This is a genomic window from Streptomyces sp. SAI-170, assembly GCF_049739565.1.
Classification (GTDB): Bacteria; Actinomycetota; Actinomycetes; order Streptomycetales; family Streptomycetaceae; genus Streptomyces.
The window spans coordinates 2,761,478-2,776,021 of the sequence record NZ_JBMGQD010000001.1; the positions used below are offsets into that span (position 1 = coordinate 2,761,478).

General features: G+C 70.2%; 14 protein-coding genes. 5 read left to right on the plus strand and 9 right to left on the minus strand.

Annotation, left to right across the window (positions count from 1 at the left end; translation table 11 throughout):
- Window positions 1-85 precede the first annotated feature (85 nt).
- From pta to pyk, 3 genes are all read left to right on the plus strand, one after another.
- A complete protein-coding gene (gene pta / locus RKD23_RS12100; protein ID WP_424853695.1) occupies window positions 86-2,176 on the plus strand; it encodes a phosphate acetyltransferase in 2,091 nt (696 codons plus the stop codon).
- Window positions 2,173-3,384 (plus strand): acetate kinase, encoded by a 1,212-nt coding sequence (locus RKD23_RS12105; RefSeq protein ID WP_424853696.1) that lies wholly within the window; start codon window positions 2,173-2,175, stop codon window positions 3,382-3,384. The genes pta and RKD23_RS12105 overlap by 4 nt, the downstream gene beginning before the upstream one ends.
- Before the next feature lie 83 nt (window positions 3,385-3,467).
- On the plus strand, window positions 3,468-4,898 hold the full coding sequence (gene pyk / locus RKD23_RS12110; RefSeq protein ID WP_404042199.1) for a pyruvate kinase: 1,431 nt from the start codon (window positions 3,468-3,470) through the stop codon (window positions 4,896-4,898).
- Window positions 4,899-4,994: 96 nt separating this feature from the next.
- On the opposite strand, the gene RKD23_RS12115 is transcribed toward pyk, so the two are convergent.
- From RKD23_RS12115 to RKD23_RS12130, 4 genes are all read right to left on the minus strand, one after another.
- Window positions 4,995-6,356 (minus strand): hypothetical protein, encoded by a 1,362-nt coding sequence (locus RKD23_RS12115; protein WP_424853697.1) that lies wholly within the window; start codon window positions 6,354-6,356, stop codon window positions 4,995-4,997.
- Window positions 6,346-6,936: a DUF6114 domain-containing protein gene (locus RKD23_RS12120; protein ID WP_424853698.1), complete on the minus strand. Its 591-nt coding sequence runs from the start codon at window positions 6,934-6,936 to the stop codon at window positions 6,346-6,348. Before RKD23_RS12120 ends, RKD23_RS12115 begins: the two co-directional genes overlap by 11 nt.
- Before the next feature lie 190 nt (window positions 6,937-7,126).
- Window positions 7,127-7,759: a DUF6230 family protein gene (locus RKD23_RS12125; protein ID WP_424853699.1), complete on the minus strand. Its 633-nt coding sequence runs from the start codon at window positions 7,757-7,759 to the stop codon at window positions 7,127-7,129.
- Between the two features lie 577 nt (window positions 7,760-8,336).
- Window positions 8,337-9,308: a tetratricopeptide repeat protein gene (locus tag RKD23_RS12130; RefSeq protein WP_424853700.1), complete on the minus strand. Its 972-nt coding sequence runs from the start codon at window positions 9,306-9,308 to the stop codon at window positions 8,337-8,339.
- Between the two features lie 253 nt (window positions 9,309-9,561).
- Here RKD23_RS12130 and RKD23_RS12135 point away from each other — a divergent pair, with 253 nt between their 5' ends.
- Window positions 9,562-10,191, plus strand: coding sequence for a TetR/AcrR family transcriptional regulator (locus tag RKD23_RS12135; RefSeq protein WP_424853701.1), 630 nt, complete (start codon window positions 9,562-9,564; stop codon window positions 10,189-10,191).
- A gap of 192 nt (window positions 10,192-10,383) precedes the next feature.
- Here the strand turns inward: RKD23_RS12135 and RKD23_RS12140 are convergent, their stop codons facing one another.
- From RKD23_RS12140 to RKD23_RS12160, 5 genes are all read right to left on the minus strand, one after another.
- On the minus strand, window positions 10,384-12,084 hold the full coding sequence (locus tag RKD23_RS12140) for an acyl-CoA mutase large subunit family protein (RefSeq protein WP_424853702.1): 1,701 nt from the start codon (window positions 12,082-12,084) through the stop codon (window positions 10,384-10,386).
- Between the two features lie 73 nt (window positions 12,085-12,157).
- A complete protein-coding gene (locus RKD23_RS12145) occupies window positions 12,158-12,490 on the minus strand; it encodes a DUF3817 domain-containing protein (RefSeq protein ID WP_424853703.1) in 333 nt (110 codons plus the stop codon).
- Between the two features lie 45 nt (window positions 12,491-12,535).
- Window positions 12,536-13,045: a MarR family winged helix-turn-helix transcriptional regulator gene (locus RKD23_RS12150; RefSeq protein WP_404042207.1), complete on the minus strand. Its 510-nt coding sequence runs from the start codon at window positions 13,043-13,045 to the stop codon at window positions 12,536-12,538.
- 62 nt (window positions 13,046-13,107) lie between these two features.
- Entirely contained in the window at window positions 13,108-13,401 is a 294-nt protein-coding gene (locus RKD23_RS12155) for an MTH1187 family thiamine-binding protein (RefSeq protein ID WP_424853704.1), read from the minus strand.
- Entirely contained in the window at window positions 13,398-13,742 is a 345-nt protein-coding gene (locus tag RKD23_RS12160; RefSeq protein WP_424853705.1) for a DUF3817 domain-containing protein, read from the minus strand. The genes RKD23_RS12155 and RKD23_RS12160 overlap by 4 nt, the downstream gene beginning before the upstream one ends.
- Window positions 13,743-13,911: 169 nt before the next feature.
- On the opposite strand from RKD23_RS12160, the gene RKD23_RS12165 reads away from it, so the two are divergent.
- Window positions 13,912-14,544 carry an AIM24 family protein gene (locus RKD23_RS12165; RefSeq protein ID WP_404042630.1) on the plus strand — a complete coding sequence of 211 codons (633 nt, stop codon included), beginning with the start codon at window positions 13,912-13,914 and terminating at the stop codon, window positions 14,542-14,544.

Here is a 14,544-nt window from a genome sequence, read left to right on the forward strand (position 1 = left end):
CAGCCCGGCGGGCAGGCCCAGGGCATCGGCACATCACCCACAGAACACCACCCACGAAACATCACCCATGAAACGGAGAGCACGCGTGACGCGCAGCGTGTACGTGACCGGTATCGACCGCGGCGACGGCCGGCAGGTCGTCGAGCTGGGGGTCATGGAACTCCTGACCCGGCAGGTCGACCGGGTGGGTGTCTTCCGCCCCCTCGTCCACGACGGCCCGGACCGGCTGTTCGAGCTGCTGCGCGCCCGCTACCGGCTCTCCCAGGACCCGGCGACGGTCTACGGCATGGACTACCACGAGGCGTCCGCGCTCCAGGCCGAGCAGGGCACGGACGAGCTGGTGTCGGTGCTGGTGGACCGCTTCCACGCGGTGGCCCGCGACTACGACGTCGTCCTGGTCCTCGGCACCGACTTCGCCGACACCCAGCTGCCGGACGAGCTGGCCCTCAACGCCCGGCTGGCCAACGAGTTCGGCGCCTCGGTCATCCCGGTGGTGGGCGGCCGCAAGCAGCCGGCCGAGTCGGTGCGCGCCGAGACCCGCAACGCCTACCGCGCCTACGACACCCTGGGCTGCGACGTGCTGGCGATGGTCGCCAACCGGGTGGACCGCGAGGACCGCGAGCTGATCGCCGACAAGCTGGCCTCCCGGCTGCCGGTCCCCTGTTACGTGGTGCCGGACGAGCCCGCGCTGTCCGCGCCGACGGTCTCCCAGATCGCCCAGACCCTCGGCGCGAGGGTGCTGCTCGGCGACGACTCGGGGCTGGCGCGGGACGCGCTCGGGTTCGTGTTCGGCGGCGCGATGCTGCCGAACTTCCTGGGCGCCCTGACGCCGGGCTGCATGGTCGTCACCCCCGGGGACCGGGCCGACCTGGTCATCGGCTCGCTCGCCGCGCACAGCGCCGGCACCCCGCCGATAGCCGGCATGCTCCTCACCCTCGACGAGGTGCCCAGCGACGAGGTCCTCACCCTCGCCGCCCGCCTCGCACCGGGCACGCCGGTGCTGTCGGTGTCCGGCAACAGCTTCCCCACCGCCGAGCAGCTGTTCTCCCTGGAGGGCAAGCTCAACGCGGCCACCCCGCGCAAGGCGGAGACCGCGCTCGGCCTGTTCGAGCGGTACGTCGACACCGCCGACCTCGCCCGGCGCGTCTCGGCGCCCAGCTCCGACCGGGTCACCCCGATGATGTTCGAGCACAAGCTGCTGGAGCAGGCCCGCTCCGACCGGCGCCGGGTCGTGCTGCCGGAGGGCACCGAGGCGCGGGTGCTGCACGCGGCCGAGGTGCTGCTGCGCCGGGGCGTCTGCGATCTGACGCTGCTCGGCCCCGAGGACCAGATCCGCAAGAAGGCCGCCGACCTCGGCATCGACCTCGGCGACTCCCAGCTGATCGACCCGGCGACCAGCGAGCTGCGCGACTCCTTCGCCGAGAAGTACGCCCAGTTCCGCGCCCACAAGGGCGTCACGGTCGAGCTGGCGTACGACGTCGTCTCGGACGTGAACTACTTCGGCACGCTGATGGTCCAGGAGGGCCTCGCCGACGGCATGGTGTCGGGGTCGGTGCACTCCACCGCGGCGACCATCCGGCCGGCCTTCGAGATCATCAAGACCAAGCCGGACGCCTCGATCGTGTCCTCGGTGTTCTTCATGTGCCTGGCCGACAAGGTCCTCGTCTACGGCGACTGCGCGGTCAACCCGGACCCGGACGCCGAGCAGCTCGCGGACATCGCCGTCCAGGCGGCGGCGACGGCCGCGCAGTTCGGGGTGGAGCCGCGGATCGCGATGCTGTCGTACTCGACCGGTACGTCGGGCTCGGGCGCGGACGTGGACAAGGTGCGCGAGGCGACCGAGCTGGTGCGCGCGCGCCGGCCCGACCTGAAGATCGAGGGGCCGATCCAGTACGACGCGGCCGTGGAGCCGACCGTCGCGGCGACCAAGCTGCCGGAGTCGGAGGTGGCCGGGCAGGCGACGGTGCTGATCTTCCCGGACCTCAACACCGGCAACAACACCTACAAGGCCGTGCAGCGCTCGGCCGGCGCGATCGCCGTCGGGCCGGTGCTGCAGGGTCTGCGCAAGCCCGTCAACGACCTGTCCCGGGGCGCGCTCGTCCAGGACATCGTCAACACCGTCGCCATCACGGCGATCCAGGCCCAGAACCCGAGCGAGAAGGTTTCCGCCCAGTGAGCTCCACGCGTGTCCTCGTCCTCAACTCCGGCTCCTCGTCGGTGAAGTACCAGCTGCTCGACATGCGCGACAGCAGCCGACTGGCGATGGGCCTCGTCGAGCGCATCGGCGAGCAGACCTCCCGGCTCAAGCACACGCCCCTGGCCGGCGGCGGCGAGAGCCGTGAGTGGACCGGCCCGATCGCCGACCACGACGCGGCGCTGAAGGCGGTGGCGGCCGAGCTGGCCAAGGACGGCCTGGGCCTGGACTCGCCGGAGCTGGCAGCCATCGGCCACCGGGTGGTGCACGGCGGCAAGCACTTCACCGAGCCGACCGTCATCGACGACACCGTCCTCGCCGAGATCGAGCGGCTCATCCCGGTCGCCCCGCTGCACAACCCGGCCAACCTCACCGGCATCCGCACGGCCCAGCACCTGCGCCCGGACCTGCCGCAGGTCGCGGTGTTCGACACGGCGTTCCACACGACGATGCCGGAGTCGGCGGCCCGCTACGCCATCGACGTGGAGACGGCCGACCAGCACCGCGTCCGCCGCTACGGCTTCCACGGCACCTCGCACGCCTATGTCTCCCGGGCGACGGCGAAGCTGCTGGGCAGGGCGCCGGAGGACGTCAACGTGATCGTGCTGCACCTCGGCAACGGCGCGTCCGCCTCCGCCGTACGGGGCGGGGTGTGCGTGGACACCTCCATGGGGCTGACGCCCTTGGAGGGGCTGGTGATGGGTACACGCTCCGGAGATGTCGACCCGGCCGTCATCTTCCATTTGATGCGCGTCGGTGGAATGTCCGCCGACGAGATCGACACTCTTCTCAACAAGAAGAGCGGGCTGATCGGGCTGTGCGGTGACAACGACATGCGGGAGATCCGCCGGCGGATCGAGGAGGGCGACGAACAGGCGCGCCTCGCCTTCGACATCTACATTCACCGGTTGAAGAAGTACATCGGCGCCTATTACGCCGTTCTCGGCCGGGTGGACGCGGTCGCGTTCACCGCCGGGGTCGGCGAGAACGCGGCCGAGGTGCGGGAGGCCGCCGTCGCGGGCCTGGCGGAGCTGGGCCTGGCGGTCGACGGCGAGCTGAACGCCGTACGCGGGGACGAGCCGCGGCTGATTTCGCCCGAGGACGCGCGCGTCGCCGTCGCGGTGGTGCCGACGGATGAAGAACTGGAGATCGCGACGCAGACCTACGCACTGGTCGGAAAGAACAGTTAAGCCCACCTGAGCAAAAGGGCACTCATTTGTATCTTCCACCAGACGGAATATTCCGGAGCGAAACAAACCGATAGGATCGCCTCATGCGCCGTTCGAAAATCGTCTGTACTCTCGGCCCCGCGGTCGACTCCCACGAACAGCTCGTGTCGCTGATCGAGGCCGGCATGAACGTGGCCCGCTTCAACTTCAGTCATGGCACGCACGCCGAGCACCAGGGCCGGTACGACCGGCTCCGGGCCGCCGCCAAGGAGACCGGCCGGGCCATCGGTGTCCTCGCCGACCTCCAGGGCCCCAAGATCCGTCTCGAGACCTTCGCCGAGGGCCCCGTCGAGCTGGTGCGCGGTGACGAGTTCACCATCACCACCGAGGACGTCCCGGGCGACAAGACGATCTGCGGCACCACCTACAAGGGCCTGCCCGGCGACGTCTCGCGCGGCGACCAGGTCCTGATCAACGACGGCAACGTCGAGCTGAAGGTCCTGGACGTCGAGGGCCCGCGGGTGCGGACGATCGTCATCGAGGGCGGCGTCATCTCCGACCACAAGGGCATCAACCTGCCCGGCGCGGCCGTCAACGTGCCCGCGCTCAGCGAGAAGGACATCGAGGACCTCCGCTTCGCGCTCCGCATGGGCTGCGACCTGGTCGCGCTGTCCTTCGTCCGGGACGCCAAGGACGTCGCCGACGTCCACCGGGTCATGGACGAGGAGGGCCGTCGCGTCCCCGTCATCGCCAAGGTGGAGAAGCCGCAGGCGGTGCAGAACATGGAGGACGTCGTCGCGGCGTTCGACGCCGTGATGGTGGCCCGTGGCGACCTGGCCGTCGAGTACCCCCTCGAGAAGGTCCCCATGGTGCAGAAGCGCCTCATCGAGCTGTGCCGCCGCAACGCCAAGCCGGTGATCGTGGCGACCCAGATGATGGAGTCGATGATCACCAACTCCCGGCCGACCCGCGCCGAGGCCTCCGACGTGGCCAACGCGATCCTGGACGGCGCCGACGCGGTCATGCTGTCCGCCGAGTCGAGCGTGGGCGCGTACCCGATCGAGACCGTCAAGACGATGTCGAAGATCGTCACCGCGGCCGAGCAGGAGCTGATGAGCAAGGGCCTGCAGCCGCTGGTCCCGGGCAAGAAGCCGCGCACGCAGGGCGGTTCTGTGGCCCGCGCCGCCTGCGAGATCGCCGACTTCCTCGGCGGCAAGGGCCTGGTGGCCTTCACCCAGTCCGGCGACACCGCCCGCCGCCTCTCCCGCTACCGCGCGGCCCAGCCGATCATCGCCTTCACCACGGACGAGGGCACCCGCAACCAGCTGGCGCTCAGCTGGGGCGTGGAGCCGCACGTCGTGCCGTTCGTCAACAGCACCGACGAGATGGTCGACCTGGTGGACCAGGAGATGGTCCGCCTGGGCCGCTTCGCCGACGGCGACACCGTCGTGATCACCGCCGGCTCGCCCCCCGGCGTGCCCGGCACCACCAACATGGTCCGCGTCCACCACCTGGGCGGCGGCGAGCGCGACTGACGCCCTTCAGGGCATACGACACCGAGGGCGCCCCTTCTCGTGGAGAGGGGGCGCCCTCGGTGTTCTCCGCGGCTCCCGGAGTGGCCTTGCGGGCTCTCAGTCGGTGATGAACTGGTGCAGCCCGGGGACGTGCAGGTCGCCGCCGAACTGGCCGGCCTGGGTGACCTCGACGTCGGTGAAGTAGATCAGCGGGATGTTCAGCGGCGGCGGACTGTCCGGGCTGAACGTGACCGGGATCAGGCCGAAGAGCTTGCCCGATATCTTCTCCGTGTACATGGTCGTCTTGCCGTTGGTGATGGTCGACTTCGACCCCTTGGCAGCCTGGACGTGGTAGGTCTTGCCGCCGTCCTCGTCCTTGACGAGCTGGTGCAGATCGCCGATCTCGGTGCCGTCGCTGATGACGTACTTCAGCACCTTCTTCACCGTGCCGTTGGCGGTGCGCACCTCGACGATGCCCTGGTAGTCGGCGCCCTTGAGGAGCAGGGAGCTGGCCTCCAGGCGCCAGGGCCGGTCGGGCAGCTGCGGCGCGTTCGCGTACTCGCCCTCGGCGTCGGTGGCGACCGGGCAGTCCTCGGGGTCCGCGCTCTCGGAGGCGGACGGGCTGGGCGTGGCCGTGGCGGAGGGCGCCTCGGAGGCGGCCTCCTCGGCCTTGTCGCCGGCCTCGTCGACCGTGTCCGTGACGTCCTCGGCCGTGTCCTCGACGGTCCCGGTCGTGTCCTCGAGGGTGTCCTTCGCCGACTGGACCGGGTCCGGGGCGTCGGTGTCCGGCGCGCTCGGGGTCGCCGTGGGCGTGGGTGTGGCGGAGGAGGGCGCCGGGGCCGGGGCCTCTTCCTCGTCGCCGCCGGTGAGGAGGTCACCGAGCGCGTCCCCGATGCCCAGCGGGTCCAGCGGGTTGCTGGTCTCGCTCTCGGACGGGGCGGGCTCGGCGGACTGCTGGCCGGCGTCCGTGTCCGTGGAGCCGGCCGGCTGCTCGGGTGCCTCGGTCGTCGGGGTCGGCGCGGGGGTGTCCGTGCCGGAGCCCGTGTCCGTGCCGGAACCCGTGTCGCCGGAGCCGGTGTCGGTGTCGGTCGAACCCTCGTCCGTGGAACCGCCGTCCGTGGAACCGCCGTCGGCGGAACCGTCGTCCGCGGTCTCCGAGGCGCTCGGCGACGGCGTCGCGGAGGGCTCGGCACTCTCGTCGACCCCGTCCGCGCCGTCCTGAGCGACCTCGAGGGCCTCCACGCAGGCCTGGTACTCCTCGGCCGTCAGCCGCTTGGGGTCCTGGCCGTCGGCCTGGGCGAGGGGGCCCATGCCGACGCCCATGAGGACGGCGGTGGGCATCGCGGCCAGCGCGATGGCACGACCCGTGGGCATGTGAAGTCGGGTCAGGAGCGGCTTCTTGGGGGCCGCGTGGCGCGGCCCTGATCTGATGCGCGGCTCGGCCGCGACGTCGTCCGCGCCCTGCGGCTCAGCCGGCACGGTGCCTCCCGTTGTCGTTGTCGGGCACGACGTCCTCGCTGTGCTCTCGCGGACCGGGCACGGAACCCGCGCCTTCCTCGGCGGCCTGCGGCTCGCGGGGGACCGGCGAGGCGGCCGCAGTGGCTGCCAGCATGGCGTCGGCGGCCTCGTCCTTGGCCTTGGCGGCCTTGGACTGGGCGCTCTCCTCGCCCGGCGCCCAGGACAGCGCGAGCGCGCCGCCGATCAGGGCGAGCAGGAAGCCGATCACGAAGCCGCCGATGTTGGACACCACCAGCGAGACCAGCGCCAGCACGATCGAGGCGACGCCCGCGAAGATGCGGGTGGCCTGCTGGAACCACATGGTCAGGCCGAGCGTGACCAGAAGGACACCGATGATCAGGGAGCCCGCACCGGCCGTGGTCGCCATCGCGATGGAGATGTGGCCCAGCTTGAGGGTGGCGTACGGGAAGTAGGCGATCGGCACACCGCCGAGCAGCGTGAACAGGCCCGCCCAGAAAGGCCGGTCGCCCCGCCAGGCGCGGAACCGCAGTCGCGTCCGGGTGAAGGCCCCGGCGCTCTGGACCGGAGTCTCGGCACTCATGGAAAAACAGCTCCCTGGATCCGGGGGAAGTACGTACCGGCGCTGTCGCCGTGGAGAGTTCGAGGTCGGCGCGCGAAGAGCGGTGCCCGGTGCTCCCGCACCGGACGAGGAGTCCGGTCGGGCGGGGAAGCCGTGGCTCCCCCGCCCGGCGGTCAGCTCAAGTACCGGTGGGTACCCGCGCGACGGAGGCTCAGAAGCACTCCATCTTGGAGTCGGTGCCGAGCCGCAGGCTCAGACCGCTCAGCTTGAAGGTGCCGGCGGTGGTGGCCCACGCCGTCTGCTTGGCGTCGTCGAGGATCGCCTTGTCCGCCTGCTGGGCGAAGCCGCCCGGCAGCACACCCTTGTCCGTGACGGCCGGACCCTTGCTCTGGTCCTTGACGGCCACACCGATGTCGATGCCCTTGAAGGTGGCGTCGGCGTCGAGCTGGGCGATGTCGAGGTACAGCTGGTCCGCGATGACGGGGTCCTTGTGACCCGCCTCCAGGCGCATGTAGACGGTGCCCAGGAGCGGGATGTCCGTCTTCAGCGACTGGCACATGTCGTTGATCTTGGCGTGTTCGAACGTCGAGATCGCGACCGGGCGCTTGGTGGTCTTGGAGCCACTGATGTCGGTGTAACCCTCGTCGACACCGCCGTACTGGGCGAAGCCGTCACCTTCGAGGTGACCGGCGCGCACCTTGAACTGCTGGCCGGAGACGGTGAACGACGCGGCGAGCGCACCCTGCGCCAGACCCACGCCGACCGCTGCGGCCGCGGCGACGCTGGGCACCATGACCACAGCGAACCGCTTCCATCTGGTCCCGCCACGAGGCTTGGAACCCATGATTTCCTCCTTCTCGGACGTACATCTCCGGCCCTGACTGCCCCGTGAAGGCGGCTCAGCCGGGCAGGGATGGGAGAAGTGCTACGTCCTCGGTAAGGAGAGCGCCCGCGCTCGGTGGCGCTTGTCGCGCCCGAATCACCGGCGATCACCCCCGAGCGACAACCACTGGTCGCGCCTGACACGCATCACGCACAACCTTGCTGGACAGGCTTCGCCGAGCGGCGAAGACCCCCCTGCCCAAGAGCCGGCTCCACTGCCGCCGTCTCTGCTCGGTGGGGACCCAGGAGCTGCCGCCACCCGACCGGCTGCCGGGGTACGTCAATGGACCGAGCGTGGCCGATCGTGGTGCATTCTCGCCGCCCGCACAAGGGGGTTCGTTACTCGCTAGTAACGGCCGGATAACCGAACAACGACCCGCTGATCTCGGTCGGCGACGCTCGGTGTCAGAGAGGTGCGGGACAAAACTATTGATCGCTGGACAGAAGCCGACAGATCGATGCGCTGGACTTACTTGCAGTAACAGCGGCCGCGATTACCAAGATTTGGTAAAGCGCGGCCGCTGTCGGGGTCCGAAGCCTCAGAACAGGGCGCGGGCCAAGGCCCGTCGGGCCGCGGCCACCCGCGGATCCTCGGCGCCGACCACCTCGAACAGCTCCAGCAGTCGCAGCCGTACGGTGTCCCGGTCGTCACCCACCGTGCGCTGCACCGTGTCGATGAGCCGCCCGAAGGCGTCCTCGACATGTCCGCCCACCAGATCCAGGTCGGCGGCGGCGATCTGCGCCGGCACGTCGGAAGGCCGCTCGGCGGCGTCCCGGCGCGCCTGCTGCGGGTCGAGGTCCTGCACCCGTTGGAGCAGCTCGGCCTGGGCCAGCCCCAGCTTGGCCTCCGGGTGGGCCGGGTCGTCGGCCAGTACGTTCTTGTACGCCTGGACGGCGCCGGCCAGGTCACCGGCGTCCAGCGCCTGCGCGGCGGCGTTGAGCAGGGAGTCGTAGGGACCGGCCGCGGGCGCGGCGGCCGGGGCGGCGCCCGGCTCGGCTTCCGGGTCGACGGTGAGGCCGGTCAGCCCGAAGCGCTGCTCGCCGACCTCCACCAGCTGGTCGAGGGTCTGGCGGATCTGCGCCTCGCCGGCGGCCCCCTGGAAGAGCGGCAGCGCCTGCCCCGCGACGACCGCGAAGACGGCCGGGATCCCCTGGATCCCGAACTGCTGCATCAGCATCTGGTTGGCGTCGACGTCGATCTTGGCGAGCAGGAAGCGCCCGTTGTACTCGACGGCGAGGCGCTCAAGGACCGGGCTCAGCTGCTTGCAGGGCTCGCACCACTCGGCCCAGAAGTCGATGACGACCGGTACCTCGGCGGAGCGCTGCAGGACGTCCTGCTCGAACCCCGCCTCATCGACGTCGATGACGAGGTCGGCCGGGGACACCGCCCCGCCCCCGCCCCGCCGCGCCGCTTCCGCGCGCGCCTGCTCCGCCTTCGCCTTGGCCTCCTGGGCCGCCTTGACCGCTGCGAGGTCGACGACGCCGCTCATGGACATGTTCCGTGGCTGCATGCGTCTATCCTCCCCCGTACCCGCGCGTGAGCGAAAAAGCGGTGCGAAAGCCGGTCGCTCCGCTCGGTGACGCCGGGTCCCCACCCGCGCCGCGCGGTGCTCCTCCGTGCACGTCCAGCACGGATCGCCGTTCAGCTTTCGCTACGAGTCGTAGCGTAATGCGGTCGGGGGCCGGCCGGGGTGCCGCGGGCCGGTGATCTGCCTCACTGTCGCAGCCGCTGTGGTGTGCGGACCAGCGGTTTATGGTCATGGGATGCAGAGCCGCTCCCCAGCCGTCCGAGGACGTCCGCGCAGTGCCGCCGCCGATACGGCGATCCTCGCGGCGACGCGGGCCGCCCTGGTGGAGCTGGGCTGGTCGAAGCTCACGCTGGGGGACGTGGCGACGCGGGCGGGTGTCGCCAAGACGACGCTCTACCGCCGATGGGCGGGCAAGAACGAGCTGGTCGTCGACGCGGTGGCCGAACTCTTCGACGAACTGCGTCTCCCGGACCGCGGCTCCCTGGCGGCCGACATCGAGGGCGTGGTGCTCCAGTTCGCGGCGATCCTGGCGCGGCCCGAGGCCAAGAGCGGGCTGATGGCGGTGGTGGCCGAGTCGACTCGGGACGACGCCCTGCGTGAGCGCATCCGCGCGTCCATCGTCGAGCGGCAGAAGTGCCTGGTGACGGAGGGGCGTGAACGGGCCCAGGCGCGGGGGGAGTTGCCGACGGAGGGCGACGCGGCCGAGGCCGCCCGCATGGCCGACCTGATCTTCGACATGGTCGCCGGCGCGGTGGTCCATCGCACGCTGGTGAGCGCGGAGCCGGCGGACGAGGAGTGGGTGCGGGGCTTCACTCGGGTGCTGGTGCTGGGTCTGGCGGGGGCGGGCCTGGAGGGGGCGGGCTGAGCTGCGCGGACGGGTGCGGGTGGTCCGTGGCTGGTCGCGCAGTTCCCCGCGCCCCTCCCAGGGACGTCCTAGCTGCGGGCATGCGTGCCGCCTGGGGCGGCACGGGTGGGCTCGGGGTCCCCCCTCTGGGGGAGGCACCTCACCTCGTAGCGCCGAGTTGCGCGCCCACCCCCGCCTGAATCGGAACGCCCGTCAGAACCCGGCAGGCTCCGTGTACACGCCCCATTCGTCCCGCAGCACGCCGCAGATCTCACCCAGAGTCGCCTCCGCGCGGACCGCGTCCAGCATGGGCTCGATCATGTTGGACCCGTCGCGGGCGGAGGCCAGCATCGCGTCCAGGGCGGAACGGACGGCCGCCTCGTCGCGGTCGGTCTTGCGGGAGGCCAGGACGCGCACCTGCTCGCGCTCGACCTCGTGACTGACGCGCAGGATCTCCAGGTCACCGGTGACGGAACCCGTGTGGACGTTGACGCCCACGACCTTCTTGTCGCCCTTCTCCAGCGCCTGCTGATAGCGGAACGCGGACTCGGCGATCTCGCCGGTGAACCAGCCGTCCTCGATGCCCCGCAGGATGCCGGAAGTGATGGGCCCGATGGGGTGCTGACCGTCGGGGTGCGCCCGCAGGCCCCGCTCCTTGATCTGGTCGAAGATCTTCTCGGCGTCGGCCTCGATCCGGTCGGTGAGCTGCTCGATGTACCAGGAACCGCCCAGCGGGTCGGCCACGTTGGCGACCCCGGTCTCCTCCATCAGCACCTGCTGCGTGCGCAGCGCGATCTCCGCGGCCTGCTCGCTCGGCAGGGCGAGGGTCTCGTCCAGGGCGTTGGTGTGCAGCGAGTTGGTCCCGCCGAGGACGGCGGCCAGGGCCTCCACCGCCGTACGGACTACGTTGTTGTACGGCTGCTGGGCCGTGAGGGAGACACCCGCGGTCTGCGTGTGGAAGCGCAGCCACTGCGACTTGGCGGAGCGGGCGCCGTAGACGTCCCGCATCCAGCGCGCCCAGATGCGCCGCGCGGCACGGAACTTGGCGATCTCCTCGAAGAAGTCGAGGTGCGCGTCGAAGAAGAAGGACAGTCCGGGCGCGAACGCGTCCACGTCGAGGCCGCGGCTCAGCCCCAGCTCGACGTACCCGAAGCCGTCGGCCAGCGTGTACGCCAGCTCCTGCGCGGCCGTCGCGCCCGCCTCGCGGATGTGGTAGCCGGAGACGGACAGCGGCTTGTACGCGGGGATGCGCGCGCTGGTGTACTCCATCAGGTCGCCGATGAGGCGCAGATGCGGCTCGGGCTGGAAGAGCCACTCCTTCTGCGCGATGTACTCCTTGAAGATGTCGGTCTGGAGCGTGCCGTTGAGCACCCCCGGATCGACACCCTGCCGCTCGGCGGCGACGAGGTACATGCAGAAGACCGGGACGGCCGGCCCACTGATGGTCATGGAGGTGGTGACGTCCCCGAGCGGGATGTCCTTGAACAGCACCTCCATGTCGGCCGCGGAGTCGATGGCGACACCGCAGTGCCCGACCTCGCCGAGGGAGCGCGGGTCGTCGGAGTCACGGCCCATGAGGGTCGGCATGTCGAAGGCGACGGAGAGCCCGCCACCGCCGTTGCCGAGGATCATCTTGTAGCGCTCGTTGGTCTGCTCGGCGTTGCCGAACCCGGCGAACTGCCGGATGGTCCACGTGCGCCCCCGGTACCCGGTCGGGTACAGCCCGCGGGTGAAGGGGTACTCACCGGGCCACCCGATCCGTTCGAAACCGTCGTACGTGTCTCCCGGCCGCGGCCCGTACACCGGCTCCACGGGATCGCCGGAGAGCGTGGTGAAGTCAGCGTCGCGCGTGCGCGCGGCGTCGTACCGGGCCTGCCAGCGTCGGCGGCCCTCCTCGATGGCGTCAGCGTCCATACTTCGAATTTACTAGGACGTCCTAGTAAATGTCGATGGGGAACCGCCGTGAGAGGGTCACGGCGGTGGAACGTTACGCCTTGGCAGGGACCGGCTGTGCGCCGCTGACCAGCGGAAGCGTCTCGCGGACGACCTTGCGCTCGACGAAGAAGGCGGCGAAGGGAATCGTCCCGGACAGCAGCACCCACAGCAGCTTGCCGAACGGCCACTTGGCCTTGGAGCCCAGATCGAAGGCGAAGATCAGGTAGATGATGTAGAGGACGCCGTGCACCTGGGAGACCGCGAGGGTCACGTCCTCGCCCATCTTGAACCCGTACTTGAACACCATGCAGGTACACAGCACGAGCAGCATGACGGCGGTCACGTAGGCCATGACGCGGTAGCGGGTCAGCACGCTGGATTTCATGCCGTCGAGCGTAACCGCACGTTCCGGGCGATCTTCGCGGGGGCTCTACTCCTCCTCGAAGTCCCCCGCCGCGATCCGCAGCGGCCGGAGCATCGCGAAGATCTCCCGGCACTCCTCGTCGTCGTACGCGGCGAGGCCGAAGTCCATGGACATCAGGTCGCGCGTGGCGGCGTCGACGACCTCGCGGCCCTTGTCGGTGATGGAGGCGAGGGTGCCGCGGCCGTCGTTGGGGTTGGGGCGCTTGTCGACCAGGCCGGACCTCACCAGGCGGTCGACGGTGTTGGTCACGGACGTGGGGTGCACCATGAGGCGCTCGCCGATCTTGGACATCGGCAGCTCACCGGCCTTGGAGAAGGTGAGCAGCACGAGCGCCTCGTAGCGCGCGAACGTCAGTCCGTACGGCTTGACCACCGCGTCGACCTCGGCGAGCAGGATCTGGTGCGCTCGCATGATCGAGGTGATCGCGGCCATGGAGGGCACGCCGCCCCAGCGCTGCTTCCAGAGCTCGTCGGCGCGGGCGATGGGGTCGAACGGGAGACTGAGCGGCTTCGGCACGGCATCAGACCTTACCGGCCGGTCACATGCTGGTCAGCCCTGTCTCGCCTTTCGGTCCGCGGCTACTGCGCGAGGTACCGCTCCACCCTCTCGACCTTCGCGGTGAGCCCGTCCGTCACCCCAGGGCGGACGTCCGCCTTGAGGACCAGGGACACCCGAGGCGCACGCGCCTCCACGGCGGCCACCGCTCGCTTGACCACGTCCATGACCTCGTCCCACTCACCCTCGATGGAGGTGAACATGGCGTCCGTACGGTTGGGCAGGCCCGATTCGCGGACCACGCGCACGGCGTCGGCGACGTACTCCCCCACGTCCTCACCGACACCGAGCGGCGTCACGGAGAAGGCGACGATCATGCGCCGACGACCCCTTCCTTGCGGGCGCGGGAGGCGATGACCGCGTCCTCGGACTCACGGCGGAGCTTGCGGTCGGCGAAGAAGCCGCCGGTGGGCAGGACCGAGAGGACGAAGTAGAGCGCGGCCGTCCCGAAGGACCACTTGGCGCGGTTCCAGGCGTCCGCCCAGAAGATCACGTAGAGGACGAAGAGCAGGCCATGGATCAGCCCCATGGGGAACACCGCGTCGAACTCCGTGGTCCGCTTGAGTACCGAACAGGTCAGCAGCAGCAGGAAGGACACGGCCTCAGGGGTCGAGACCAGGCGGAGCCGGCGCAGGGCGGATGCGGTCTTGATGTCCACGGGTCACCTTCGGTGGGAGGTTCGTCGGCCAGTTTGTGAACGGGTGCACAAACGTCCTCGCCATTGTGACAAACCGGCTGAGGGTCCCGGCGACCGGGCCCCTAGGGGCCGGCTCCGCCTGGGGGCTCTGTCGGTGTCAGGCCCTCCGGGCTACCTTCGCAGCGTGGCGATGTTCCGACTTCAGGGAAGCAAGGTGCTCGCCGTCGACATGACCGGGGACGCCGTGAAGGCGAAGAACGGCTCGATGGTCGCGTACGACGGGCAGATGGCCTTCAAGAAGCTGAGCGGCGGCGGTGAGGGGCTCCGGGGCATGGTGACCCGGCGGCTCACCGGCGAGCAGATGACGGTGATGGAGGTGAGGGGGCAGGGGACCTGCTGGTTCGCGGATCGCGCGTCCGAGATCAACCTCGTAGGACTACGGGGGGACAAGCTGTATGTGGAGAGCAGCAATCTGCTGGCCACCGACGCGGGGCTGAAGACCGGGACCACGTTCACCGGGCTCCGGGGCGCCTCTCAGGGCAACGGGCTGTTCACGACGACCGTCGAGGGGCACGGCCAGGCGGCCATCACCTCCGACGGACCGGCCGTGGTGCTGCGGGTGACTCCGCAGTATCCGCTGAGCGTCGACCCCGGCGCCTATGTCGCGCATCAGGGCGACCTGCGGCAGTCCTTCCAGTCGGGTGTGACCTTCCGCACGCTGCTCGGCGAGGGCGGCGGCGAGGCCTTCCAGATCCGCTTCGAGGGGGACGGCCTGGTGTACGTACAGCCCAGCGAGCGGAACACGATCGCGGGGGATGTGTGA

Bases quoted from the DNA above. Each gene is read 5' to 3' on its own strand.
- pyk (WP_404042199.1), top strand. From the start codon at position 3,468: ATGCGCCGTTCGAAAATCGTCTGTACTCTCGGCCCCGCGGTCGACTCC.
- RKD23_RS12120 (WP_424853698.1), bottom strand. From the start codon at position 6,936: ATGAGTGCCGAGACTCCGGTCCAGAGCGCCGGGGCCTTCACCCGGACG.
- RKD23_RS12125 (WP_424853699.1), bottom strand. From the start codon at position 7,759: ATGGGTTCCAAGCCTCGTGGCGGGACCAGATGGAAGCGGTTCGCTGTG.
- RKD23_RS12130 (WP_424853700.1), bottom strand. From the start codon at position 9,308: ATGCAGCCACGGAACATGTCCATGAGCGGCGTCGTCGACCTCGCAGCG.
- RKD23_RS12135 (WP_424853701.1), top strand. From the start codon at position 9,562: ATGCAGAGCCGCTCCCCAGCCGTCCGAGGACGTCCGCGCAGTGCCGCC.
- RKD23_RS12140 (WP_424853702.1), bottom strand. From the start codon at position 12,084: ATGGACGCTGACGCCATCGAGGAGGGCCGCCGACGCTGGCAGGCCCGG.
- RKD23_RS12145 (WP_424853703.1), bottom strand. From the start codon at position 12,490: ATGAAATCCAGCGTGCTGACCCGCTACCGCGTCATGGCCTACGTGACC.
- RKD23_RS12155 (WP_424853704.1), bottom strand. From the start codon at position 13,401: ATGATCGTCGCCTTCTCCGTGACGCCGCTCGGTGTCGGTGAGGACGTG.
- RKD23_RS12165 (WP_404042630.1), top strand. From the start codon at position 13,912: ATGTTCCGACTTCAGGGAAGCAAGGTGCTCGCCGTCGACATGACCGGG.